Genomic DNA, 23722 nt, shown 5'->3' with positions numbered 1-23722 from the left:
CCGCACACCCAGATACCTTTATTCTTATCTCAATTGTTCCAAACGTTCTTTTACCCGTTCCAGTTTCTGAACGTTGACCTGCATTGACAATGCGGCAATGATTCCATGGGTATACTCGTTGATCTGGGTTTGAGCATGACCCTTCACTTGCTCTACCAACCCGGTAAATGCCTCTGCATACGTTCTCGTTAGGATCCGCGTTCCTTCCGCAAGATAAGAATCCACCGGTTCTTGCAACTGTTTTGCCAACTCTTCGCGCAGCTTCGATTTGATGTCCCGTTCAAAGAAATCCTTTGCGTTTTTATACAGCGACAGGACACCTGTCAAACGTTCCGCTCCTGCTAACGGCAGATCCTCCGGAAAATCGGGCGTTGGGAACGAAGTGGACTGATAGGATTCCAGCTTACAGCCTGGCAAATGATCCTTGACTGAGTCAGTCAATCTTTCACAGATCCGCCCGGCACTGCGGTTCACCAACTTCTCCACTCGTACCGCTGTAGCACGCATTTCCTGTCCCAAATCAAATGCAAGGAAACGAAGCAGGTCCTGCAGACAGTTCATAAGAACCTTCTTTATGTCCCGAACATCATCCCGCAGAACCGACGAACTGAAGGATTCATTGTAAGCATCCGAATAACGGAGAAACACCCTTTTCTTTACATAATAAATCAATTCGTCAACTTCTTTTTCAATGCCCTTCAATTCCGAATCGGTTTCCGCTTTCTCAATCTGAAGCAGTGCCTGTTCGAGAGAATTTTGCAAAGAAGCGCGTTTCTGGCTCCGTACCGATTCCCCTTCTTTAGCCGTTTCGATAAATTCCTGGAGATTCAACGCAGCTCGTCCTATCTCCGCCATCGCCGATTGAACGGCCACTTGTGTCAGTTCCTCAATGGTAAAAGAGATAAATTCCTGCTCAAATGCTTGAATTCCGGATTGCTCTACAACATCCACCGGCGAAGGAAGCGAATCCTCTTCCAATGTTCCTGTTAATTTCCGGTACACTCGCTCGGCGTTGGCAGGCAGGATTCCTTTTCCGGCAAGACGGGCCAGTAATGCCATCTGGCTCGAAACCGGATAGATTCGCGGCATCGAGATTCCGCACGAAATCAGATTCTTACGGACGTGAGAGACTACACCCGCAAGTTCTTCTTCATCGGCTGCCAGATCGGCCGCATTTACCAGAAAGAACATCTTGTCCATCTCAAACGCATCTTTTACCCTGCCGAGTTGAATCAGGAACTCCCGGTCGGCGTTGGAGAAAGCATGGTTGTAATAGGTGACAAACAGTACCGCATCCGCATTTTTAATATAGTCAAACGCCACTTTCGTATGACGGGCGTTGATCGAATCGGCACCCGGAGTATCGATCAGCATGATCCCTTGTCTTGTTAACGGACAATCGTAATACAGCTCAATCCATTCCACAAAACAAGCCTTCTCTTCCCGTGCAACATAGTCACGGAAAGTGTCGAGATCCACCCTTACTTCCTCACCAAAGGAGGCGTGAATGTCTGGGAATCCTTTCTCCACCGCTTTCAGGAATGAAAAATGGGGTTTTGCATTAGGCGGAATTTCTTCCGGATCCAACTTGGAAATCAGTTGGAGCGCCTCAGCAAAAAACTCGTCAAGTTCTCCGTCCTCCGGCACCGCTTGGGTCTCCATCCGAACTCCGAAAACGGCTAATGACCCCTTGATATCGGTCATAATATCTGCTCTCGACTTAATTTTGACCCGAACCGTGCCATGGGTCCACTCGGCGGCAGGCGGCAGTATTTTGTTGATCGTCGCAGTTGTCGGATTGGGTGAAACCGGCAGCACCAGATCCCCCATCATCGCATTGGCAAACGATGATTTGCCTGCGGAGAATGCACCGAATAAAGCAACGGTGAACAGATTCTGTTCCAGGCGCTTGGCCCGTTCCACCATGTGAGAGGCAATCGACTGAAGCCCCGGAATGTTTGCTGTCAAATCGGCAGCTTCCCGCAGTTTCCCTGCCGCCTTTCCAAGTTCCGTTTTAAAATTCTGTTGCCCGGAATCGGCCGTTTGGCCCGGTAGAGTAAACCCCGTATTCACGGGGGTGTCGGCCCCAGTTTCAACTTTATTTGAAGTGTTTGATAAGAGATCTGTCTGTGTCACATCCGTTTTATCCCAGTCTGCTTTAATCTCTTCGATCGATTGTTCCACCACATACAGTCTGGCAAGTTCACCCGAAGCTTCCTGTTCTTGTTCAAGCGGTTGAGTTAATTCGTTTCGGTATGCGTTTTCCTGCAGATCCAGCTCTTCCAAACCTTCCGCGGCACTCAGGTACCGTTTTTCCTTTTCCAGCCGGTGTTTCAACTCAAGGATGGAATCGGTAAGAACTGTTTTCGCCACATCCACGGCCCTTTCTATAAATTCCGCTGCCGTCCGGCGGTATAAGCTTTTCACCTCGGATGCAATATCTTTTGCATACTGATACATATACTCGCGGGAAGCCAACGCCCCGTCTTTGACCCATCCCGCCAGCATTTGGGGCGTAATCTCGATTTTCAGGTTATAAACTGCATTCGCATATTCTTCATCATGAATTCCATGCTGTTCAGGAATCTTTACGAGCAAATCTTTGAAATGCCAATCCAGGTTGGCCGTCACTTTTGCCGCAAAATCAGCATGCAGTTCTGTAAGCCGTCTTTCCCTCTCTTGTTCGGTCTTATTGCCTGCAAACAACAGCCCCACCCGAAATCCGGGCCGTCTGCTTTCCAAGTAGGTGCCGCACAATTCTGTAGTCTGAAATGGTGTCAAGGTCGCATTCTCGATCAGTGATTGAAGCCCGCCCTGCATTTCTTCCTGTAACCGCCCGGGCAGCGATTCAAGCTGTTCGATCTCGTTTTGCAGCTTCAAAACACGTTCCCGACAATGCTCTGCACTGAACTTTACATCCGGTTCCGAATCAGCGACCGCTTCCTTCAGGATTTCGAAATACTCGCTTCGCTCCAACGCTTTTTTGGATGATTGGATTTGGACATGCTCCTCGATCAGATGCAGGGCTGATTGTACAATACTCCGGTGCAGCAAAGATTCCCTATGAACCATCAGTCCTTGTAGAGCTTCTTGCAGCGCCTCAAACTGATTTAGCGGATGTTCACTTTCTTTTAACGAGGTATAAAAAATCGCATCCGGCTCTATGCCCCAAGCGGCAAATGATTCCCTGACACTCCGCGAGTACCCGGAAAACGGAAGCTCAAACTCGTTGTGCTTGTCAATTTGGTTCACAACCAACCAGACCGCTTTTCCACGATCCTTTAACGTCTTGGTAAAACCGAAGTTTACCTCGGATTGCACATGATTATAGTCCATCACATACAAAACGATATCGGCCAAATGCAGTGCGCTTTCCGTTGCTACTCGGTGAGCGTCATCGGTGGAATCGATGCCGGGAGTATCCATAACCTGTACACGCTCAGGCAGAAAACCGGTCGGATGCTGAATCCGGATTGTCTCAATCTCTTCCCCGTTTACAGCATATTCCCGCAGCGTATCAAGTTCAGACAACGGCATGGAAAAAAACGATCCATCCCTGCGCCATACCTGAGCCTGAGAAGGCCCGTTCTCTATCGTCACCACATTTGCGCTTGTTGGAATGGGACTCGAAGGCAGAACTTGACTCCCCATCAAGCGGTTGATCATACTCGACTTCCCGGCCGAAAAGTGCCCGCAAAGCGCAAGAATGAATGTGTGTTTCTCTAACTTCTCAAGCAGTTGTTTGATTTTTCGAGTGTTCTCGGCATCCCCGGTTTGCCTGAAAACGTTTTGCAATTGTTCCAGTTTCCCGTGCAGTGCGCTAGTGGTAACCGGTTGTGTTTGAATCTCAGTCAACTTCATCTCTACCAGATCCCCTGATGTTTACTTTTAAACTTCATTTTAGCATGTAATGCCTATCACTTTCCATTAGTTCCATTATATAATCATGTTAACCCTGTTTAATTCTTCATGAGGAGCGAGAATCATGAATCTCTGGTATATTTCACTACTTCTGTGTGTTCTGATCACATCAGGCTGCAGCAATCAAAACACCTCAACAATAGCATCGGTCCATGATCATTCATCAAATGCAGACCAAGAAAAAAAACCGAAACTGGAGGTAGAAGTAAAAACATCCGGCAAACAAGCAGCAGTAGAAATCAAAACTGATCTTAAGATATCGAAGGAACACTACGGAAAAGAAAAAGTCGCAGGAGAAGGACATATTCACATGTATCTTGATAACGGTGAAAAGCAAGGTGTCACCGATATTACAAATGTTTTAACGGGACTGACTCCAGGAATACATACTTTAAAGGTTTCACTTCACAACAACGATCATACGCCTTATGATGTACAGAGAACGGTCGAATTTGAAATCAAATAAGCACCCGACGGGAGAATCACTGTGTTACAGAGATTGAGCTTACAGAATAAAATTGTGATCATGTTTGCAATCGTAATCGTTCTCACAATGTCGGTTATCGTATTTTTTGATACATACAGTTTGCGTCACGCTGTGGAAGAGACATATGTCCGGCAGTTAAAGGGAATTACAATCGCCATCAACGGACGGTACGAAGAAAAACATTCCATCGACGATGTACAGCAAATTTTTGACTATATTCGGCATAAGGATCCGAATGTCATAAAATTGACCCTGCACGCAAAACGGGGCTCGAGTTATGTAATTTTGGCATCGACCGACCGAAAGGCCATCGGCCAACAATCTCCGTCCGAATATCTCCCGTACTTGGGGCTAAACCAGACATTGGTCTCGCGCATGTTTAATGACGGAGACGAAATCGCTAAAGTTCGCCTTATGGCTCCACTTAAGGAAGACGGAAATACCATTGGGGCAATCGAACTTCTGCTTGATGCTTCGCAAGAAAACGTATTGATATGGAACCGCATTCGGCAGACGATTCTGGTTGGAGCCACCACTACCTTACTGCTGTTAGGTCTTTTGTGGTTAATTATCAAAAAATTACTTGTTCTTCCTTTAATGGCTTTGCGGGAAGCTGCAGTCACGGTTGAACGGGGTGGGTCCTATCAGGCATTAAAGCTGAATTCGAGCCAGGAAATAAACGAAGTCGCAACCGCCTTCAATAAGATGGTGTATAACCTGGAGGATCGCTATCAGAAAAGCGTTACGGACTCTCTGACCGGTGTCTATAACAGTGCCTTTTTCAGACAACAGCTAGACAAGTTTATGAAGCAAAGCCGCAGCTACGGCAATTCCTTGGCGTTGCTTTTCTGCGACGTGGATAATTTTAAAATGCTGAATGACAGCAAGGGCCATACTTACGGTGACCAGATTCTGAAGGAGATCGCAAGCGTTATTACATCCAATGTTCGCCCGATGGATGTTGTCTGCCGTTATGGAGGGGAAGAGTTTGTTATCATTATGCCTGATGCCGATCAAAACACGGCCGTTCAAACCGCCGAGAGAATCAGGCAAATGGCCGCAATTCACTGCGGTCACAGTTTGGTTAATCCGATTACATTAAGCATTGGCGTAGCGCTCTTTCCGAAGGATGCCAATGAAGAATCTCTTGTTCATGTGGCGGATCAAGCCATGTATACCGCAAAATCCCTGGGAAAAAATCGGGTCGTTACGGCAGCCGAAATTGCACTTTACAAAAATCAGGTCTACATGAAGCGAACGAAAGACTCCAAATGGCTGTTTACTGCCATTGTGTCACTCGCCCGAGCTATTGAGGTGAAAGATCCCTATACACACAGCCATTCTGAAATAGTCTCCAGGTACTGTTCCGCAATTGCCAGCACATTGGGGCTTCCTGACGAGGAAGTCAAGCAAATATCGATAGCTGCCCTGCTGCACGATATCGGAAAAATAGGAATTCCGGATTCGATATTACATAAAGACGGGGTTCTTTCACCCGAAGAATATGAAATCATGAAGACCCATCCAGTACTTGGATATAACATTCTTGCCAGTGTCGAGGAATTTAGAGGAATTCTTCCCTATATTCTTTATCATCATGAACGACCTGACGCTAAAGGCTATCCACATGGTCTCTCACATTCCCAGATACCGCTTGGAGCCAAAATCATCGCGGTTGCCGATGCTTATCATTCAATTGTTTCGACTCGTCCCTATCGAAAAACCCCTTTGATTCACGAACAAGCTGTAGAAGAACTGCAGGTGGGACGAGATACCCAATTTGATGCGACTGTCGTTGATGTTTTCCTATCCATCATCGATGAAATCAGACAGTGAAGGGGCTGGGCGATTTATTTCCGCAGCCCCTTTTCGCGTTTACATCGCACACACAACTCTGTTCTTCCCTTTGCTTTTCGCTTGGTACAAAGCCAAATCCGCCAATTCCAGGATCTCTTTGCTGTCCATGGAATGATCCAGGTACGTGGCAACTCCGATGGAAACCGTAACAGGCGGATCAATCGAAGCTTCTTCAACCGACAAGCGAATCCGTTCCGCAACCTGCTCCGCCTGCTCTTTTGCGGTCCACGGCAGGAAGATGCAGAACTCTTCTCCGCCGTATCGGAACACCTTGTCCGCCCGGCGAATCGTGTCCTGCAGGATCTGGGCCACCACTCTCATCACCTTGTCCCCGACTGGATGTCCATAGCGATCATTGATTTGCTTGAAATTATCCAAATCAATCATCAGAATCGAGAACGGCTTGTTCTGAATCATATGCCGGTGACTGTATTCCCGATAGATTTTTTCAAAATATTGACGGTTGTAAACCTTCGTCAGTCCATCCAGTTTCGATTCTTTCTCCAGCAATTGAATGTATTGTCCATTTCGAATGATCGGACCCGCATGAGTTCCAATCGCGGACAGAGTCAGCTTTTCCTGGGCTGACCATTTGTGGCCTTCCTTAGCGTGCAGGAACAGGATCCCGATCAGGTCTTTCCCTGCCATAACAGGTGTCCCGATGGTGAGATCTGCACCCGATTTGATAAAAAAAGCGGCCATGTCGGACTGATGGTCCAGTTCCAGATATCGATCCTGCAGGCTCGCGGAGTTTCCCAATTCTTCGAGCGAGAACTCAATCCCTTTTTGCCGATCCAGCCGCAATTTTGTGCCTTTCCAAGCGGACAACCTGATTTTGTTTTTCGATTCGTCTGCAAGCCAAACGGAAACTCCGACCTTTTCATCCAACAGATGATGGGTTTTGACTACCATATCGTTGAGAACATCCCGCAATCTGGTTCTGCTTGACATTTCTCGCATCATCTCAATCAGACGATCCTGAATCTGCTTTGTTTCCAAAATCTCTTGTCTGGCCTGGAGAGTGTTGATTACATGCCCAATCTGATGAGCCAATTCCGTATAGAAAGTAACCTCTAACTTGTTGAAGCTTCTTTTATGGGAATGATTGACGTACAACACGCCTATCGGGCGGTCATGGACAATCAAAGGCAATGTCATGTAACTTCGAATGCCGTGTTCCTTGCAAAATTTATGGTCAGCTAACGGATCCGAATCGGTATCCTCAACAAAAACCGCTTTCCGTTCCTTGATCGCAATATAAGAGGTTTGATCGTGTCCCGGTTGCGGCGGGAATGGAATCTCCTCCGTGTTTGTTTTTGCCACACTGTACGTATATATTGGAAGCAAGAACTGTTCGTCTTTGCTAACCAGCATTAATCCGCAAAATCCGCCGGTTACTTTGGAGGCCATCTCCATCGCTTCCGTGATTACATCCTCAAAATCATAGGACTGTGTGATGACTTGTGAGATTTCAATCAGAGCTTTGTGAAAATTTTCTTTATCCTGTTGAATTCTCTTATATCTGTACATGGAGGAAAAACGTTTCACAATCCGATTGACGACAGACGCCGCTTGACCGTCCAGTTGTCTTGCAACACTTCGAAAACACAGCACGGCGTTAAGCGTTCCGTGTACATCAAGTGGAACCAACAAGCTATCCTCATGTTGAATCCACAATTCTTTACGAGAGTTACATATTTCAAGCAGCTCTTTTTCGGAAACAGGAAACTCTGCATCTTGCTTAACAGAATATTGGCCTTTTAAAATCAACTGATCGGTCGATTTTTCAGCCACGAAGAAATAAGCCCCTTTTGCCTCCAGAACAACGGTTCCAATCCTCATAACCTTCTGGAGAAGACGCTCTACATGCTTGGTTTGATCGCAAATCTGAAAAAGAAGATTCATAATCTTCAATTCAACCATCTTCAGCATGCCTATTCCCTCGTTTTCATGATCCCATAAATTGAGAATTTATTTCGAGCTAAAAAATATTATACCAAAAAATCGGTCTAGGAAATATATTTCTAGACCAGATTTCTGTAAAATTACAAAATTTTGCTTTAGAGCCCTCGGGGCCATGATAACGCCCGATTCCGCTGAAGTTCCCAAAAATTGGATCAGCCAGTTATTCCGGCTGATCCCGTGCTGCTAACATCTTACATCATATCCGTTCCCATTCCGCCCATAGTCCCCTGCGGGATCGGTTGGTAATGATGCAGCATCGTCTTGGCAGTATGATCATTCATTGTGGGAACTTGATACCATCCGCGATGGTTCATATAGTTGAACACTTCGTAGGCCTCATTCGCGCACATCACAGAACCGTTCACCAGCATCTGACGTACGTTGGGGTCCGCACATTCCAGGGCTGCACTCATTTGATTCTTGGCGGAATTTTTATGGGCACTGAGCACTGACCCCGCAATCGATTGATCATTCATCCGCGCGGTTCCCATTTGCGGAGCAGTGGGCGAAGGGTTGTGGAGTCCATACCGAATATCATGATTATGGGCTGCATGCATCGGCATCATTTTCGCTTGTGCTGTTTGGTAATCATGCGTGTAAGAAATCAACTGGTTGTACCCCTGGATTGCCGATTGAATGTGGCGGTGCAGCATTTCCCGCAGATTCGGATCTTGGCACTGCTGCTCATACATCGAAAAATGTTCAATCATGCCTTTCTTCTCGGACAGAATCTCATGAACTTCCATTGTTTCATGTGCACCAAACGGCATAGTAACACTCCTTTGCTGAATTCCTCCTGCGCTAGAGTGCCCCAGATCTCCAGATGTTATACGATGGAGTCGTAAATCCCGTCATAGAAATCGGCCTCTGACATCGCCATGGCTACGCCTGCTCGATACATCGTTTCCAGATCTTCCGGATCTGTAAATCCAACCAAAATATCTTTACAAAGCTGATAATGACGCGGTTCGTGTGAATCCGCATGAGCTATCCAGAACGTTACGTTCAATTTTCGCGTCTTGTTATAATTCGGGTGCTTCAATCCTTGGCCGATTAGCCCCATCACTTCTCCGGCAAACAGTTCCGATCCCAGTCCAACTGCCGCCATCGCTTGCAGTGGGGTTGCGCTCCGCAAAAATCCGATAAACGTGTCCACCGCTTGCTTTGGAGCAGGAGCAACAGGAACATGCGGAACATGTTCCTCACTGATCTCTACATCGGGCGCGGCCGTTTCCAAAAAAGTTCTGAACAACCGGGAATGGTAGCCTTTCGGATTGCCCCGTCCCGCTTCATCCCAAAGATTGTCGGCGATCGAAACCCACCATTTGTCAAGCGGTTCCATAGCCGCGATCGCGGCTCCGAGGACTCTCGGGAAATTCCGGCTGTAATAACTGTATTGCAGGGCAAATTCCCTGATTTGGGCTTCAGTGAACTCCCCGTTTAACAGCGTAGTGAGAAAGCGACCGTTGAGTATCCGCTCCCGAACCTTTTCGTAAACTGCGCTTTCTACTTCTTCATATGTACGAAACATCAATTTTTCCATATTTGGTTCTCTCCTTTTACTTCACTAACAAGTGCTGCCAAAAGATTATTCTATAATATTTTCGGGAGTAAGAACAGAATAGGACAAATTTTATAATTTCCTACCGACCAAAAAAGGAAGGAGAGGCTCATGCCCCTCCCTGCTAATCCAATCGCTGCATTCCTTTTGTGTCGAAGCCGGTTAATGATTTCGGTGTGCCCGGGAGACTTGCGTTATAGTTTGAGGAGATCCCGTCTTCCGTGTTAACCGCCAACGGGACAAACCGCTTTTCATCCCCGCTTGTGGATTTGACTGCTGCTTTGATATTCGCAATTTCCTGCTTCAGTTCGTCCTTATGTTCTTCCAGCCATTGCAGATCTTTTTCAGGATTTTCTTGCATATCGTACCCTCCTTAGCGGGCCCCGGCACCTCGGGTACCTTGGGCCGACTTGTGCTCTTTGAGTGCTTGCGGTTAGGGTACCCCCTCATTCGTGCAGAAATGTACCGTTAAATTTCCCGACCATTTTCTCCCATACTTCGCTCGTAATCGGTCCCAAATTCGCCCGATACATTCCCAACGAGATATCGCATCCGTCCCGGTCGTTAATATCGGCAAATTCAGCCGCCACTTCCGTACCGTCCTCTAATTTGCAGGTCAGAACAAATCCCGATTTAGACATTGAACATTTTCCTTCCTTACCTTTGAGATCGTTATCGCATCAAGGTCTCTGAATCAGTTCGATCAGATTTCCTTCCGGATCCCGCAAACAACAAAAACGGACTCCCGCTGCATAGCCGGACTCCGTCACCAACAAAGGCGGAGAAACAAACGGTACCCCCTGGTTCATCAATTCCTGGTATGCTTGCTCAAGATCGTGAACTTGGAAGGCAATATGCCGATATCCTTGCTGATTCAGCCAATCGGCCGATTGCGGATTCGGTACGAGATTGTTGTATTGAAACATTTCCACCCGAAAATCGGATCCCGGCAGCCGCAGATGAGCCATTTTGACCGAAGCATCAGGAAGTCCCACGCCTTGGCAGAATGCTTCATTTGCAATCTCCGATTCCACCATCACTTCAAACCCCAATACATTGCGGTAGAAGTCAAGCATTTCGTCCAGATCCTTCACTATTACATTAACATGCAAGGGTTTGATCAGCAAGGGAACGCCTCCTTTTGTAACCTCATTGTACCCCTGTCCAACGCTTCCTGCCAGAACGAATTCACTTTTCGGAACCGCCCATTTTTACAATAGACTTACTCCCATAGGCATTTAAACGAATACCATAGTTTGACGATTTTGAAGGGAGAGACAACAATGTTTTTTGCATATGGCCACTACATGGATCTGCGGGTGCTTGATGAAATTGATTTCTGGAAACAGCAGGAATCGGAACATACTGTTGTCATACAACAATTGGCTCCCAATCTGGAACCCCAATTTGCAGAACAGTTAAAAGCGTGGGGAGTAGCGTTTGCCGGCATGCAAGGAATGAGTCAGAGATATACGGAAAGTCTGGTTCGTGGCGGGGGAATTGCGACTCCTTTGATGCATACGGAAATTGTAAACCTGACTCGGATGGCCCTGGAGCAAAGCCTGCAATTTATAGAGTTTCTGAATCAATTGCAGACAATGAGTGCCCCGATTAAAGCCAATCCGGTAATTAATGTAGTGATTAACCATATCCGGCGTGAATCGGAATATTTCATCGGTGCGGTGCAAGTTTTGGTCTATCCGCGAAGCCATGTCCCCCTTGTCCCCTGAAACCGGTTCACGGACAACAGGATGTGGCCTTGACTCTGTATGAACTTGACACATCCTGTTGCATTAATCTCAGATGACTTCCCAGTTATGATCCACCGTGGCTTCAATCGTTCCCCTCTCGAGAATATAATTGGCTATCAATTCGGAGACATCGGTCGGAACGTCCCGAACGACCTCTTTTCCCCGGAACATGAAGTAGTTGCCCCCTCCACCTGCCCGGTAGTTGTTCATCACGACTTCATAGTCGCCCTCCAGATCGAGCGGCTTCCCCTTGTACTGCAGCATCACAACCCGCTCCCCGACAGGGCGGGAGATATTCAGTTTGTACTCGATCCCTTCCCACATGTCGTAGTTGTAATGCTGGGGTTTCGGGGTTGTAAAGGACGGATTGACGGTGATTTCTCCTCCGGTATATGTTGCAAAATAGGAAGCGCTCTGCTCCAAAGCGTCTTTGATATCCTTTCCTTTGACCCGTAAAACACGAAGCGTATTTGGGTAGATGTAGTTCGCAACAATGTCCCGCATTGTAACATCCGATTTCAAACCGGGGGACTCATTGTCAAAAAGTGCGGTGTTTGAGATGTCAACCTTTGCGTTTTCCATCTGAACTTTGTTGATGAACTCAATTAAAGCATTGTCCCGGAGCCGTATTTTCAGCGGATCGTGAATCCGCATATCCCCTTTGATTTTCCCGATCGGCTTGTCCAACCATACTTGAGTTTTTTCTTCATAGGGTCGGACCATTTCAAGGATTGTTGGGTCCGGGGCCACATCCTCGACAGACAGCAGCTCAGAGTCTTTCCCGACAACTTTCCAACGCCCCTGCGAGTTTTCCAGGGCAACCGTAACCTTGGCCAGATGCCTTGCCTGGTGGCTCGGCTGCGCGATCACTACCCCGTTGATTTTCTTGCCCGCTAGGGAACGATGCTGGTGACCTGTCAACAATACATCAATTCCCGGAACTTCCATACAAAGCTGATATCCCTGATTTTCACCCGTTATTTGTTCAGTCGGCTCCCCTGTTTCCACATCCCGTTCAAACCCGCCGTGGTAGGAGACAATCACCAGATCGGCTTTTTCCTGTTCACGCAAAATGGGTACCCATCTCTTTGCTGTCTCCACCGCATCAAGAAAATCGATTCCCTGAATATGATTCGGATTCTCCCAGTTCGGTATGTACTGGGTCGTTAAACCCAAAATCCCCACCTTAACCCCACACGGAAGCTCCTTGATTACGTACGGTTTCCCGTAATAAGGTTCTTCCGTCCCGCTTTTGGTGATGTTCGCGGAAAGCCAGGGGAACTCCGATTCCGCAACCGCTTTTTTGAGTACATCCTGCCCATAATTGAATTCATGGTTTCCGAAGACCGCCGCATCGTACTTCAGATGATTCAAGACCAATACCAAAGGATCGACCGGTTTGTTGTCGATTCGGGCATGGTAGTAAGACAATGGGGTCCCTTGAATGAGATCCCCGTTATCAACCGTGATTGTATTGGCATGCTGTTGTCGAAGTTTCTTGATAAGTGTACCGATTTTCGCAAGCCCAACTTCATTCGGCTGATTGTTCGCGTAGTGGATGGGCAGAATATGGCCGTGGACGTCACTTGTTTCCAGAATGGCTACTTCCACCCGTTTGGTTTTTGTCATATCCATTGCCAAATTCCTCCTGTGGGACTGTCTGAAAATTGACATCTCTAATATGCCAGCGTTGGCTCCTTCTCTACTCCCAACAGCTCGTCCTTTTTAATCGGGCGGCCATAGATATCAGCAAATATCTCGTCGGCAGCTGCCTCGACAGGACCGTCAAAGACCACCTTCCCCGTTCGCATTCCAATAATTCGTGTTGCATATTCGCGAGCCAGGTCCACAAAGTGAAGATTGACTACCGTGGTAATCCCCAAATCCTGATTGATTCGCTTCAGGTCATCCATGACTTGTTTCGTTGTAAGGGGATCCAGGGAGGCCACAGGCTCGTCCGCCAGAATAATCTTCGGCTCTTGGGCTAACGCCCGGGCAATCGATACCCGCTGTTGCTGTCCTCCAGATAACCGGTCCGCGCGCTCGTACGCTTTTTCCCGGATATTGACCCGCTCCAGAGCCCGCATCGCCAATTCAACATCTTCTTTAGGGAATAAGCCCAATAACGTCCGCATAGTAGAATGGTATCCAACCCGACCCGACAAAACATTCCGGACAACAGTCGAACGTTTGACCAAGTTAAAGTTCTGGAAGATCATCCCGATATCACGGCGGATATGACGGAGTTCCTGGCCCTTGGCAGCCGTAATCGATTTGCCGTCAATCAGAATCTCCCCTTCCGTAATATCATGCAGGCGATTGATGGAACGCAGCAGCGTCGATTTTCCCGCACCTGACAACCCTACTATTACAACAAACTCACCTTTCTGAATGGTCAGATTGATATTGTCCAGTCCGACAGTCCCGTTCGGATATACTTTTGAAACATGCTTGAACTCAATCATTCCGCAACCCACTTTCTTCAAGGTTTTCTTTTCCTTATTATTCCCAATGGCAAGCTTCCAGACGATTGCCGTCCGGATCGTAAAATCCAAAAAACTTTACAGAGCCGTCATCCTGAAGTTCCTCTACTTCAACCCCTCGGCTTTTCAGCTTGGCATGAGTTGCTTCTATATCTTCCACAAAGAGGATCGGATATGTGGTGGAGAACCGCTTTGCCGGCCTCACTTCATCCGAATGCAATTCGTAGATCGTCAGCGGAGTTTCTTCCCCCACTCGAAACACTACGATTCTATGATCTGAGTCTCCCGCATATGTAGGGTTCAATTCCAGGACTTCTTGATACCATTGGCGAGCTTTTTTAATATTTTTGACCCGAAGGATTACCGTATCGATTCTTGAAAAAAGCGCCATCTTCGAACCTCCATTTCACTGATGCCAGCTTGATTTCCCATTCGGTACGGAAAACCCAAATTGACTGGCCACCTTTTTTTCGATCCACTTCCAAGGAATCAGCTGCTTGAGTCGAATCTGTGTCTTGACCGCTTTTCCCACCGGATAACGAAGCTCCGGATACGGAGACCTCACCGCATGCAGGATGGTCTTAACCACCTCATTAGGATCTCCTGCTCTCTCGACAATACGATTGACTTTCTTCAGCATCCGCTTCTTGTAATCCGAATAAGGGGAATCCGGATCCATACTGACCGACTCGAACCCTTTCGACCAGATTTCGGTTTTATACGAGCCCGGCTCCACCAGAATCACCCGAACCCCAAAGGGCAGCACTTCGAGCCGAAGCGATTCGCTAAACCCTTCCAATGCAAACTTCGATGCCGCATACGGACCTATCACTGGCATCCCGATTTGTCCGCTGATACTGCTTATATTTACGATCGTCCCGCTGCCTCGTTCCCGCATGGAAGGCAGCACAGCTTTCGTTACCGCGACCACTCCAAAAAAATTCGTCTCAAACTGGCATCTCCAGTCTTCCATTGAAACCTCTTCTATAAACCCGCCCTGAGCGTAGCCCGCATTGTTAATTAGCAGGTCGATCCTGCCATAGCGAGCCAGCATATCTTCCATCACTCGATCTATCGCTGAAAAATCGGTTACATCCAATTCCACAATCTCAATTCGATCCGCAACCCCCGCTTGGTGAGCAGCCTCTTCCAAACCGCTTCGCTTTTCGAGATTTCTCATTGAAGCGATTACCTGATAGCCTTCCTTCGCAAGAGCCACACTGGTCAATAAGCCAAATCCGCTTGAAGTTCCCGTAAGAAAGGCGATTGGCAGTGCTCGAGCTTTTGATGCCACGGGAAGCCCCCCTCCCAGAAATTAACTCTTCTCACCACAGATCATAACATTTTAATTGTTTGAAGAAAACTAGAAGCCCATTCGCAAAGGAATAGGCTTTTCGGCGGGATTTGTCTCCGGGGTTAGGTGCATGAGTTGATTGGAGTTTGTGTCTGAGTCTGGGGGTTTCACCATAGGGCACTGCAACGGCAAGGCCACCAGCACACCTGATATGTGCCTACAAGTAACTTCTTGTTCATATACGCCAAGTTACAAAAGTCTCTTACTTATTGAATATCCCGTCCATTAAACTCCCAGAGTCCAAATGATGTACAAACAACAAACATCCCAAGAGAAACAACGAATAGATAAATAGAGGTAAGAACTTGTATTCCTTGGTCGGATGGAAGCATGCTCAATGCTGGATACGACCATAAATAAAACTTCCCGTACTTCGACTGTGTTAATAACACTCCTGAAATCGCGGTGGCCGCACTAAACCCCATTGGTACTCCGATTCCCGGAAATCGAATACTTAACCAAAATTGAATCGCAACGATAGGCCAACAAGCTACCCATCCAGTGACAATACCTTTTAAAATCGAGGAGTATGGTACTGGATCTGAAATCCCCAACATAAAACCGGAAACAAAAATACCAATAGCCAGAATTAAAAGTGAAATTCCTGTTAAAATCAACTGATTTGTCAACTTTGCTAGATATACAATACTTCGTGGTATCGGTAATGCCAAGAGATGTTTCCAAGAGTTTTCTGAGTGCTCCATTCTATTAAGTAACATACTCAGTACCCCAATTGACAGCGGCAGTAATAAGATGCTGTACCACAAAACTATTTGTACTTGAAGTTTCAGCCAAGCACCTCCTCCAGCAAGGAAAAGAGATTGAAACCGGTTGAAGTTACTGGCTCCATTTAATACCATGAGTAAAGGAGCTAGAATCACAAACCACCACGCAAAAGATCGTTTTAACTTGAAAAATTCTACTTTGAGAGCACGTATAAAGCGTATCATTACTTGATTTCCTCCCCTCTAGCTAAACATCACGTCTTTCAAATTCCCACATTCCTAATAAGGTCATAGCAATCCCAACACATACCGATACAATACTATAAAAAGTTGGTTGATTATCTTCAATAGGTGCTGTCATGAAGGGATAAACCCAAGGGAACCAGTGCGTATACATCGATTGCGACATAAATAAAGATATTACAACACTTCCAATCCCTATTCCCACAGCAATTGAAAAATTGTGAAGTCGGGTACTTAGCCATACCTGAATTGCACTGATTGCTATAATTCCAAGTAATGGATACAAGAAAAGCTCTCCTATCTTGCCCCAAGGGATTGCTTCCTTGAATCCAAGTGCCTTTCCGGTTATAACCAGACCAATAGTAAGAATTATGGAACTGCTAACTGACAAAAGAAACGTTAATAGCAGTTTCCCTAAATAAATTGTTCGACGTTTTATCGGCATCGTCAATACATACTTCCAAGCATTGCTTGAATGCTCAACAGCATTAATCATTCCTGCAACAATCGCCACAATTATTGGCAAAACCAATACGCCCCAAAAGGACCCGACTTCTTGAATAAATTCCCACCATTCAGATTTACCCGGCTTAACTAGAAGGTTATAACGAAGGGTAAAATTGAGAAATTGCATAGAAAGAATCAGAAATGGTCCTAGCAATACAAGGAGGAAAATTTTGCTTCTTTTCAATTTGAGACACTCAACTTGTAACACTCGGAAAAAACTCATCAAAGTGTTCCCTCCCCACCCGTCAATTCGAGGAAAATATCTTCCAGGGAACGTGTTTGTAGATATAAGCGTGAAACTTCATATCCAGCGTGAATAAGTATTTTATTCAATGATCCCGCATCTTTTTCATGACCTACAATGTGAAGAACATCCCCTTGACGGATAACAGCAATTCCTGATTCCCTTAAAAATTGACTGGCTTCCTCCGGTTGATCAACCTGTATTTGTAGGACAGGCTGACTGCGTTCTTGTAATTCTTGGATCGTTCCTTGAAAGATCATTTTTCCTTTCTGAATGATTCCAACATGAGTTGCAATCAATTCAATCTCATTAAGATTGTGACTTGAAATTAAAACTGTTAATCCATATTCCTGTGGCAATCTTTTGATCAGTTCTCGAATCTCATGAATTCCAGCCGGATCAAGTCCGTTGGTTGGTTCATCCAAGATCAGTAATTCTGGATTTCCAAGAAGCGCCAACGCGATTCCGAGTCTCTGCCTCATCCCCAACGAATAACCCTTTACAAGTTGATGTGCCACTTCCTCTAAGCGAACAATGTCCAGAACTCGCTCAATCTCTGACTTGCTTGCTCCAATTAGCTGACGGGTCGCTTCAAGGTTTTCATATCCGGTAAGATTACGATAATAAGAAGGCGATTCCACAAGTGAACCTACCTTACTCAAAATCTCAATCCGATCTTCCTCTAAAGACTTACCAAAAATACGGACACTCCCCGTCGACGGTTTCATCAAACCAAGTAGCATCCGAATAGTTGTGGTCTTACCAGCCCCATTCGGACCAAGAAATCCATAAATCTGCCCTCTTCTTATCTCAAGGTTTATACGGTCAACTGAAATCTGTTGTCCAAATTTTTTGGTCAAATCTTTCGTATGGATCAGAACATCTACAGCTTCGTTCATGATTATTGCCATTCCTTTCGCTTCGCTCAAGGCACAAAACGGAATGAAACCGTTTAGCCTTGAGTGATTTTTTTATATTCTTAAGTTACAGGGATACCAGTACACTACAAATCACGTGGAGGTGAGTGGGCCGCCCCATTTATGAGGTGACCGCATGATTATATGTGTAGATTGCCTTTCCAAGCACAAATAAGTGTCGCTTCGAGCACGCAGACTTATCTTTGTATAAACAACTCGTTTATAGCTGGGCAATCAGTCAATGCTGACTATCCCTGTATATCATGGAAAGGAGATACCCTATGGCTTTAAAAATTGTCTACCCCGTCTGTTGTGGAATTGACGTTCACAAAACCTTTATCGTGGCCTGTATCGCTTCCACCAACAGCCAAGGCGTCACAACTTACAAACGCCATCGCTTTTCAGCCTTTACCAAAGGACTGAATGAGCTGTCACAGTGGCTTTGTGAGAATGACTGCAAGGATGTTTGTATGGAATCCACCGGGAAATACTGGATTCCCGTGTTCAACATTCTGGAACATTCCTGCAACATCACGCTGGCTCACCCCAAATACGTTAAGGCTATTCGCGGCAAGAAGACGGACAAAAAGGACGCCCAATGGATTGCCGATCTGTTCAAGCACGACCTTGTTGCGGGAAGCTTTATGCCTCCCTTGCCGATCCGGCAGCTGCGCGACCTGATGCGCTACCGCTTTAAGCTGACGAACTTTTCGTCGAGTGAGAAAAATCGGCTCCAAAATAGCTTGACGGTTTCGAACATTCAGCTTGGAAATGTCGTTTCCGATACGTTCGGCAAAAGCTCCATGAATATCATTGACAAGCTGCTGGACAATCCGCTCGATACGTCTTTTGACATCGAACCGCTCATTCACGGCTCCATGAAAGGGAAACTTCCTGAATTGGAACTCGCGATTGAAGGAGCGATTACGCCAGAACAAGCCGGAACAATCAAGGTCATTAAACAACACTACGAAGACCTAGAATCCCGCAAAGCGGACCTGGAAGCCATTATTCTTTCCCTTGCCGAGTCCTACTCCGAAGAAATCAACTTGATCTTGACTGTTCCGTCCTTCAAAAACCTGTTTTCCGCCATTGCCGTGGTTTCGGAGATCGGTGTGAATATGGACGTGTTCCCGACAGCCAAACATTTGTGCTCCTGGGCAGGACTAACACCCACTAACAACGAGAGTGCCGGCAAGAAAAAGTCAGTAAGGATTTCGAGAGCCGGCTGCTACATCAAGCCCCTTTTGGTACAGTGTGCAACCGCTGTAGTCAAAAGCGAGAAACATCCCGAAATCCGAAACCGTTACTTGCAACTGAAGAAGCGCAGAGGCCACAAACGCGCCATTATTGCGATTGCGCGAATGCTGTTAACGGCCATCTACCATATCTTGAAGAATAAAGAACCCTACAACCCCGATTTGTATAAAACATCCGATGTTCGTCCAGTAAACCGTGAAATCACGGTAGAACAAGCGATTTTATTGGCACAAGCTCAGGGGTACCGAATTATGACGGTTGCAACCTGATTTCCTTCCTCCTATCAGTAATACATAATTTACCATTTAGTCGTCTTGTGTACGGCTTATTTGGCATGCTCTTTTACTTTGTTCTGTGCGTTAGCTGATGGTTTCAGACTTAAATTCCTCCGTCAACCATAGTTTAATTCCGTTCCCCTTAAGAGCCCAGTTCACAAAAGCTCTGACATTCTTTTCGCATTATCCGAAATTAATAATCTTTTTTTAATTGCATCAATCCAGTATAAAAGATTCATCAAAATAACAAGGAAAAACGATAATACACACCACATACAAACTGCATGAAGTACTGCGAGTTCAACCACCGTGAGGTACAAGGAGAAAAGCAGTCCAACAATTAATACGCTTCTAACCACGAGTTCGAAGACACGCTTATCCAGACGTTTCTTAATCTCTAGCAATACACTAATTGCTATATAGAAGAACACTCCCATTAGAGAAACTGGGATAGGCCCTATCTGTGCAAATTCACTGTTATTTACAGTCTGACAATCTCCAACAGGACAGAAAAACTGACTTGATAGCTTTGACAGAAACAAGTAAAAAGAAATTACAATCCCTACAACTGCCAATCCCTGAATGATTAGGACGAGACTTTTCTTACGCATCATAATTCTCTCACCTTCTTAATCAAATCGTTAAATTCGTCTGCATTAAATCCGTTCATTCGTTTGGCTACTTTCCCTGATTGATCAACCACGTAGAATACTGGAAAGACTTTCATCTTCAAAGCAGCCTGAATTTCTTCATCTGCATCCAGAATTGGAAACTGGAAGTGATGTTTCTGCTTTACTTTTGCGTATTCCTCCTTGCCTCCCTTGCCTACCATCACAAAAGGGATATCAGGATACCTCTCTTTCCACTTCTCCAAAGTTGGATAACTACTTTGACATACGCCGCAATCTATTTTTCCCATCATCACAATATATTTCTTTCCTTTAAACAGGTCGAAACTTAGCGGCGTCCCCTCAACATCGTGACCAGAGATGGTTGGAAAAATGTCTCCTTTCTTTAATCCTCCTAAATCTACGAATGCCTCCACTAGTATCTTGGGATTTTTCGCCGCCCATATCCCTGCGATTGGAATAGCAGCCACAATAAAAAGAAGAATCCATTTCTTAATCTTTTTCATCACATTACCTCCAAATTCCGTTCTATTTCTTCCTCTTCCTGAACTTTGGTTTGGTAAAAACGAGCGTAGCGTTCATTTAAACATACTAATTCCTCGTGAGTACCTTTCTCTACAATTTGACCATCATGAACAACAATAATGAGATCAGAATTGATAATTGTACTCAATCTATGGGCAATGACCACTCGAGTACAATGTAAGTTGGATAAGTTTTCATCAATCCTTTTTTCTGTCACTGTATCAAGAGCACTTGTCGCTTCATCAAGCAAAAGAATGGCTGGTTGATGAGCCAGTGCCCTCGCCAAGGCAATCCTTTGTCTCTGACCGCCAGAAATATTCGAGCCCATCTCCGAAATGACGGTCTCATACTTCATAGGCAGTCTCATAATTTCATGATGAATTTCAGCGATGCTTGCTGCTTTGACGATTCTCTCAAATGGCATTTCCGGATCATGCAGCGCGATATTATGACGAATGGACCGGCTAAAAAGAAACGTATTCTGCATTACAACCCCTATCTGGTTACGGAGTGCAGGTTTATCTAAGGTGCTTAAGTCCTGCCCATCATATAAAATAGTCCCCTCAGTTGGCATATAAAGACCCAATAACAGACTTGCAAGTGTACTTTTTCCTGAACCTGAGGCACCGACAAGTGCTATCTTTTGTCCTGGTAAAACTGTTAGTGACACGTTTCTGATCACTTCAGGGCTAAATTTGTGGTATCGAAAGCTTACGTTTCGAAGTTCAATTTTCCCTTCTAATCGTTCTGGTCTAATGACTTCATTCTGATTCTGTTCTGGCTTTGATTCGTTAATATCCATAATTCGATTTAAATACGCACCAACGATCACCATCTGGTTAATTGTTGACACCAAGGAAGTTAGTGGATTAAGAAATGAAAGAGCCAATGTATAGAAGGCAAACATAGCCCCTAGTGTCATCTGTCCTGATACAACTTGTTGTGCCCCGAGCCAAAGCAATAAAAGCGGTGTTGCATATTTATGGGTATTAATAATAGTATCCACATTAGCAGATATATACCCTCTTTTACGAGCAGCCTTTAACTGGTTTTGGAACAACTGCGACCATCTGTCATAAGTCAGTTGCTCGGCCCCTTCCGACTTAACCAAAGAAATTCCATGTAAGACCTCTGTCAAAAAGCTCGTTGCAGCCGTCTGCCAGAGGATTTCTTCTTGTGATAAACGCTTTAACCATGAGTTTGTAACAGCCAGAATAGTTACCTGCGAGGCACCGATTGCTACAATCCAACTCGTCATCATAGGTGATTGCTTTAACATGTAGAACAAGAAGAAGAGCACGAGTCCACCATCTAACATAGCAGTTACGGTCCGGGTTGACAGAACCTCCCGAACAATCATGTTGCTGTTGGCTCTTAAAATCAAATCCCCACTTGTTCTCAATTGAAAAAACTGATAAGGCAACCTTAATAAGTGGCCAAAGAACCGGCTCATTAGTTGCCAATCTAGAGCAATTTGAAACGTGACAAGAAATCTTGCTCGCAAAAAGGTAAAAAAAATCTGAGCAACCAGTAAACATCCCATACCAACGGCGATCCCCCCCAACAGACCAACTTCCTTTGGGATCATCACCATATCAACGAGATATTGAGTGATCATTGGAGTTAAAATTGTAAGAAATTGAATCCACAACGACCAGACGATAAGTGAAATAACTAACCAAGGCTCACTAAACAACAATTTTAAATATTGTATCCAAACACTTTTCAACTTGCTTCTAACAAAATTTGACCCTGGAACACAAAGAAGAACAACACCAGAATAAAGTTCCTTCAACTCATCTATATTGATAATTCTTCTCCCAACAGCCGGATCGAGAATCAAGGCCTTTCCGGATTTCAACTTTTCCAAAACGACATAATGTTTTTTATCCCAGTGCAATATTGCAGGCAATCGAATTTCATGAAGCCTATCCCAAGGAATCCTTCGGCCTTCACTTTCCATCCCTAGTGAATTAGCAATATTACGCAAAGAAAGTAGATTGGTTCCATCACGACCCCCACCCCCCCGTTCACGTAACTCCGAGAGAGACACATGCCTTTTGTAGTAGGCTAAAACCATTGCCAGACAACATAAACCACATTCAGATTGTTCCATCTGTTCAATAAATGGTACCCGTAAACATTTAGAGTATCCTTTTGGTTTTATTGACTCTCTTTTTAAATCCATAATCGAAGGACCCTTTCCTCCTTTAGTTGCGGAGCTCCTAAAACTACGACTGGAGGTACACGCTCAGGGTTGGAAAGACGAAGTAAGCCAAACCCAATACCAGAAAGCCCTAGCATTAAACTGGGAGTCTCTTCTTCCTGTGGAATCCCACAAAACCATCCCTTACTTCGCGCTTCGAACAACGTATTCGTTCCGTACTCATATGCTTTATCCTTTAACTTCTGATCCTTTAAAACCTTAGCAGCAATAAGTAGTACTTCCAAGTTGCCAAAATCTCCATGGCATAAACAATGACTTCCTCCAAAACCCTCACGAATTGTTGTATCAAGACCCACCCGAATTTCTTCTTCAATGTTTTGATCTCTGTAATATTTCGATACCATCAGCCTACCAAGGGTAATCCCTGCCGCTCCGTGGCACCATTGAACAGGGGTTCCTAAACCCAATTCAGCGCGTTTTTCTTGAAAGCGTAGATCAGTCCAATTCCCCTCAACCGGATTAAATAATGTTCTTTCAAAATCAATCGATTTGAGAGCTGCTTCCAAAAAACGAGCATCTCCCGTAACAGATGAAAGTTCAATTAAAGCCCAAGCAATTCCGGCAGCCCCGTGTGAAAGTCCTGCAATTGGCTCAAATCCGCCTTCTTCAAATGCCCATCCCAGACCTACATCAAGTTGTTTAGCACTGGCAAGCAGATGTTCTCCGCATTTTTTACCAATATTAAGTGCTTTATATGAACCAGTCATCGCATATAAACGTAACTCTTAAGCCCCGTAATCAAGTTGGACAACCTCCGAAATAAGAGCGATACTATACGTAGGAGGATTGAT

At 45.5% G+C, this 23722-nt stretch carries 22 protein-coding genes; 4 read left to right on the top strand and 18 right to left on the bottom strand.

Going from position 1 to position 23722, the window contains the following annotated elements; all coding sequences use genetic code 11:
* Positions 1-24 precede the first annotated feature (24 nt).
* Entirely contained in the window at positions 25-3861 is a 3837-nt protein-coding gene (locus ACFO8Q_RS08180; RefSeq protein ID WP_380025282.1) for a dynamin family protein, read from the bottom strand.
* A gap of 124 nt (positions 3862-3985) precedes the next feature.
* Between ACFO8Q_RS08180 and ACFO8Q_RS08175 the strand changes: the two genes are divergently transcribed.
* Both ACFO8Q_RS08175 and ACFO8Q_RS08170 read left to right on the top strand, forming a co-directional pair.
* A complete protein-coding gene (locus ACFO8Q_RS08175) occupies positions 3986-4387 on the top strand; it encodes a hypothetical protein (protein ID WP_380025281.1) in 402 nt (133 codons plus the stop codon).
* A 21-nt stretch (positions 4388-4408) separates the two neighbouring features.
* Positions 4409-6244, top strand: coding sequence for a diguanylate cyclase (locus ACFO8Q_RS08170; protein WP_380025280.1), 1836 nt, complete (start codon positions 4409-4411; stop codon positions 6242-6244).
* A 39-nt stretch (positions 6245-6283) separates the two neighbouring features.
* On the opposite strand, the gene ACFO8Q_RS08165 is transcribed toward ACFO8Q_RS08170, so the two are convergent.
* The 6 genes from ACFO8Q_RS08165 to ACFO8Q_RS08140 all read right to left on the bottom strand — a co-directional run bounded on the left by ACFO8Q_RS08165 (position 6284) and on the right by ACFO8Q_RS08140 (position 10918).
* A complete protein-coding gene (locus ACFO8Q_RS08165; RefSeq protein ID WP_380025279.1) occupies positions 6284-8197 on the bottom strand; it encodes a sensor domain-containing diguanylate cyclase in 1914 nt (637 codons plus the stop codon).
* Between the two features lie 224 nt (positions 8198-8421).
* On the bottom strand, positions 8422-9000 hold the full coding sequence (locus tag ACFO8Q_RS08160; protein ID WP_380025278.1) for a spore coat protein: 579 nt from the start codon (positions 8998-9000) through the stop codon (positions 8422-8424).
* A 56-nt stretch (positions 9001-9056) separates the two neighbouring features.
* Positions 9057-9773 carry a TenA family transcriptional regulator gene (locus ACFO8Q_RS08155; protein ID WP_380025277.1) on the bottom strand — a complete coding sequence of 239 codons (717 nt, stop codon included), beginning with the start codon at positions 9771-9773 and terminating at the stop codon, positions 9057-9059.
* 142 nt (positions 9774-9915) lie between these two features.
* Positions 9916-10152 (bottom strand): hypothetical protein, encoded by a 237-nt coding sequence (locus tag ACFO8Q_RS08150; protein WP_380025276.1) that lies wholly within the window; start codon positions 10150-10152, stop codon positions 9916-9918.
* A gap of 85 nt (positions 10153-10237) precedes the next feature.
* The gene (locus ACFO8Q_RS08145; RefSeq protein ID WP_380025275.1) at positions 10238-10432 is read right to left on the bottom strand and encodes a hypothetical protein; all 195 of its coding nucleotides are present in this window, start codon (positions 10430-10432) and stop codon (positions 10238-10240) included.
* A 39-nt stretch (positions 10433-10471) separates the two neighbouring features.
* Positions 10472-10918 carry a VOC family protein gene (locus tag ACFO8Q_RS08140; protein WP_380025274.1) on the bottom strand — a complete coding sequence of 149 codons (447 nt, stop codon included), beginning with the start codon at positions 10916-10918 and terminating at the stop codon, positions 10472-10474.
* 156 nt (positions 10919-11074) lie between these two features.
* Here ACFO8Q_RS08140 and ACFO8Q_RS08135 point away from each other — a divergent pair, with 156 nt between their 5' ends.
* Positions 11075-11521: a DUF2935 domain-containing protein gene (locus tag ACFO8Q_RS08135; protein WP_380025273.1), complete on the top strand. Its 447-nt coding sequence runs from the start codon at positions 11075-11077 to the stop codon at positions 11519-11521.
* 69 nt (positions 11522-11590) lie between these two features.
* Here the strand turns inward: ACFO8Q_RS08135 and ACFO8Q_RS08130 are convergent, their stop codons facing one another.
* From ACFO8Q_RS08130 to ACFO8Q_RS08100, 7 genes are all read right to left on the bottom strand, one after another.
* On the bottom strand, positions 11591-13171 hold the full coding sequence (locus ACFO8Q_RS08130; RefSeq protein ID WP_380025302.1) for a bifunctional metallophosphatase/5'-nucleotidase: 1581 nt from the start codon (positions 13169-13171) through the stop codon (positions 11591-11593).
* A gap of 47 nt (positions 13172-13218) precedes the next feature.
* The gene (gene phnC, locus ACFO8Q_RS08125; RefSeq protein WP_380025272.1) at positions 13219-14007 is read right to left on the bottom strand and encodes a phosphonate ABC transporter ATP-binding protein; all 789 of its coding nucleotides are present in this window, start codon (positions 14005-14007) and stop codon (positions 13219-13221) included.
* A 37-nt stretch (positions 14008-14044) separates the two neighbouring features.
* Positions 14045-14416, bottom strand: a complete 372-nt coding sequence (locus ACFO8Q_RS08120; RefSeq protein WP_380025271.1) for a VOC family protein — start codon at positions 14414-14416, stop codon at positions 14045-14047.
* 15 nt (positions 14417-14431) lie between these two features.
* Positions 14432-15319 carry an oxidoreductase gene (locus ACFO8Q_RS08115; RefSeq protein WP_380025270.1) on the bottom strand — a complete coding sequence of 296 codons (888 nt, stop codon included), beginning with the start codon at positions 15317-15319 and terminating at the stop codon, positions 14432-14434.
* A gap of 266 nt (positions 15320-15585) precedes the next feature.
* Complete coding sequence (locus ACFO8Q_RS08110; protein WP_380025269.1) at positions 15586-16329, bottom strand: ABC transporter permease; 744 nt, start codon at positions 16327-16329, stop codon at positions 15586-15588.
* A 22-nt stretch (positions 16330-16351) separates the two neighbouring features.
* Positions 16352-17077 carry an ABC transporter permease gene (locus ACFO8Q_RS08105; protein WP_380025268.1) on the bottom strand — a complete coding sequence of 242 codons (726 nt, stop codon included), beginning with the start codon at positions 17075-17077 and terminating at the stop codon, positions 16352-16354.
* Positions 17077-17997 carry an ABC transporter ATP-binding protein gene (locus tag ACFO8Q_RS08100; protein WP_380025267.1) on the bottom strand — a complete coding sequence of 307 codons (921 nt, stop codon included), beginning with the start codon at positions 17995-17997 and terminating at the stop codon, positions 17077-17079. Before ACFO8Q_RS08100 ends, ACFO8Q_RS08105 begins: the two co-directional genes overlap by 1 nt.
* A gap of 299 nt (positions 17998-18296) precedes the next feature.
* On the opposite strand from ACFO8Q_RS08100, the gene ACFO8Q_RS08095 reads away from it, so the two are divergent.
* On the top strand, positions 18297-19544 hold the full coding sequence (locus tag ACFO8Q_RS08095) for an IS110 family RNA-guided transposase (protein WP_380025266.1): 1248 nt from the start codon (positions 18297-18299) through the stop codon (positions 19542-19544).
* 161 nt (positions 19545-19705) lie between these two features.
* Here the strand turns inward: ACFO8Q_RS08095 and ACFO8Q_RS08090 are convergent, their stop codons facing one another.
* The 4 genes from ACFO8Q_RS08090 to ACFO8Q_RS08075 are packed head-to-tail and all read right to left on the bottom strand — an operon-like array spanning position 19706 to position 23638.
* Positions 19706-20164 carry a vitamin K epoxide reductase family protein gene (locus ACFO8Q_RS08090; RefSeq protein ID WP_380025265.1) on the bottom strand — a complete coding sequence of 153 codons (459 nt, stop codon included), beginning with the start codon at positions 20162-20164 and terminating at the stop codon, positions 19706-19708.
* A complete protein-coding gene (locus tag ACFO8Q_RS08085) occupies positions 20161-20685 on the bottom strand; it encodes a TlpA family protein disulfide reductase (protein WP_380025264.1) in 525 nt (174 codons plus the stop codon). Before ACFO8Q_RS08085 ends, ACFO8Q_RS08090 begins: the two co-directional genes overlap by 4 nt.
* A complete protein-coding gene (locus ACFO8Q_RS08080) occupies positions 20685-22892 on the bottom strand; it encodes a peptidase domain-containing ABC transporter (protein ID WP_380025263.1) in 2208 nt (735 codons plus the stop codon). Before ACFO8Q_RS08080 ends, ACFO8Q_RS08085 begins: the two co-directional genes overlap by 1 nt.
* Positions 22883-23638, bottom strand: a complete 756-nt coding sequence (locus ACFO8Q_RS08075; protein WP_380025262.1) for a lanthionine synthetase LanC family protein — start codon at positions 23636-23638, stop codon at positions 22883-22885. The genes ACFO8Q_RS08080 and ACFO8Q_RS08075 overlap by 10 nt, the downstream gene beginning before the upstream one ends.
* Positions 23639-23722 lie beyond the last annotated feature (84 nt).

It is taken from the genome of Effusibacillus consociatus, from assembly GCF_042652925.1.
Classification (GTDB): Bacteria; Bacillota; Bacilli; order Tumebacillales; family Effusibacillaceae; genus Effusibacillus; species Effusibacillus consociatus.
This window is presented reverse-complemented; position numbering and strand designations above follow the sequence as displayed.

Bases quoted from the DNA above. Each gene is read 5' to 3' on its own strand.
- ACFO8Q_RS08175 (WP_380025281.1), top strand. From the start codon at position 3,986: ATGAATCTCTGGTATATTTCACTACTTCTGTGTGTTCTGATCACATCA.
- ACFO8Q_RS08150 (WP_380025276.1), bottom strand. From the start codon at position 10,152: ATGCAAGAAAATCCTGAAAAAGATCTGCAATGGCTGGAAGAACATAAG.
- ACFO8Q_RS08165 (WP_380025279.1), bottom strand. From the start codon at position 8,197: ATGCTGAAGATGGTTGAATTGAAGATTATGAATCTTCTTTTTCAGATT.
- ACFO8Q_RS08105 (WP_380025268.1), bottom strand. From the start codon at position 17,077: ATGAGTTTTTTCCGAGTGTTACAAGTTGAGTGTCTCAAATTGAAAAGA.
- ACFO8Q_RS08075 (WP_380025262.1), bottom strand. From the start codon at position 23,638: ATGACTGGTTCATATAAAGCACTTAATATTGGTAAAAAATGCGGAGAA.
- ACFO8Q_RS08145 (WP_380025275.1), bottom strand. From the start codon at position 10,432: ATGTCTAAATCGGGATTTGTTCTGACCTGCAAATTAGAGGACGGTACG.
- ACFO8Q_RS08100 (WP_380025267.1), bottom strand. From the start codon at position 17,997: ATGAACGAAGCTGTAGATGTTCTGATCCATACGAAAGATTTGACCAAA.
- ACFO8Q_RS08155 (WP_380025277.1), bottom strand. From the start codon at position 9,773: ATGGAAAAATTGATGTTTCGTACATATGAAGAAGTAGAAAGCGCAGTT.
- ACFO8Q_RS08085 (WP_380025264.1), bottom strand. From the start codon at position 20,685: ATGAAAAAGATTAAGAAATGGATTCTTCTTTTTATTGTGGCTGCTATT.
- ACFO8Q_RS08080 (WP_380025263.1), bottom strand. From the start codon at position 22,892: ATGGATTTAAAAAGAGAGTCAATAAAACCAAAAGGATACTCTAAATGT.
- ACFO8Q_RS08180 (WP_380025282.1), bottom strand. From the start codon at position 3,861: ATGAAGTTGACTGAGATTCAAACACAACCGGTTACCACTAGCGCACTG.
- ACFO8Q_RS08110 (WP_380025269.1), bottom strand. From the start codon at position 16,329: ATGATACGCTTTATACGTGCTCTCAAAGTAGAATTTTTCAAGTTAAAA.
- ACFO8Q_RS08095 (WP_380025266.1), top strand. From the start codon at position 18,297: ATGGCTTTAAAAATTGTCTACCCCGTCTGTTGTGGAATTGACGTTCAC.
- ACFO8Q_RS08130 (WP_380025302.1), bottom strand. From the start codon at position 13,171: ATGACAAAAACCAAACGGGTGGAAGTAGCCATTCTGGAAACAAGTGAC.
- ACFO8Q_RS08090 (WP_380025265.1), bottom strand. From the start codon at position 20,164: ATGATGCGTAAGAAAAGTCTCGTCCTAATCATTCAGGGATTGGCAGTT.
- ACFO8Q_RS08120 (WP_380025271.1), bottom strand. From the start codon at position 14,416: ATGGCGCTTTTTTCAAGAATCGATACGGTAATCCTTCGGGTCAAAAAT.
- phnC (WP_380025272.1), bottom strand. From the start codon at position 14,007: ATGATTGAGTTCAAGCATGTTTCAAAAGTATATCCGAACGGGACTGTC.
- ACFO8Q_RS08135 (WP_380025273.1), top strand. From the start codon at position 11,075: ATGTTTTTTGCATATGGCCACTACATGGATCTGCGGGTGCTTGATGAA.
- ACFO8Q_RS08160 (WP_380025278.1), bottom strand. From the start codon at position 9,000: ATGCCGTTTGGTGCACATGAAACAATGGAAGTTCATGAGATTCTGTCC.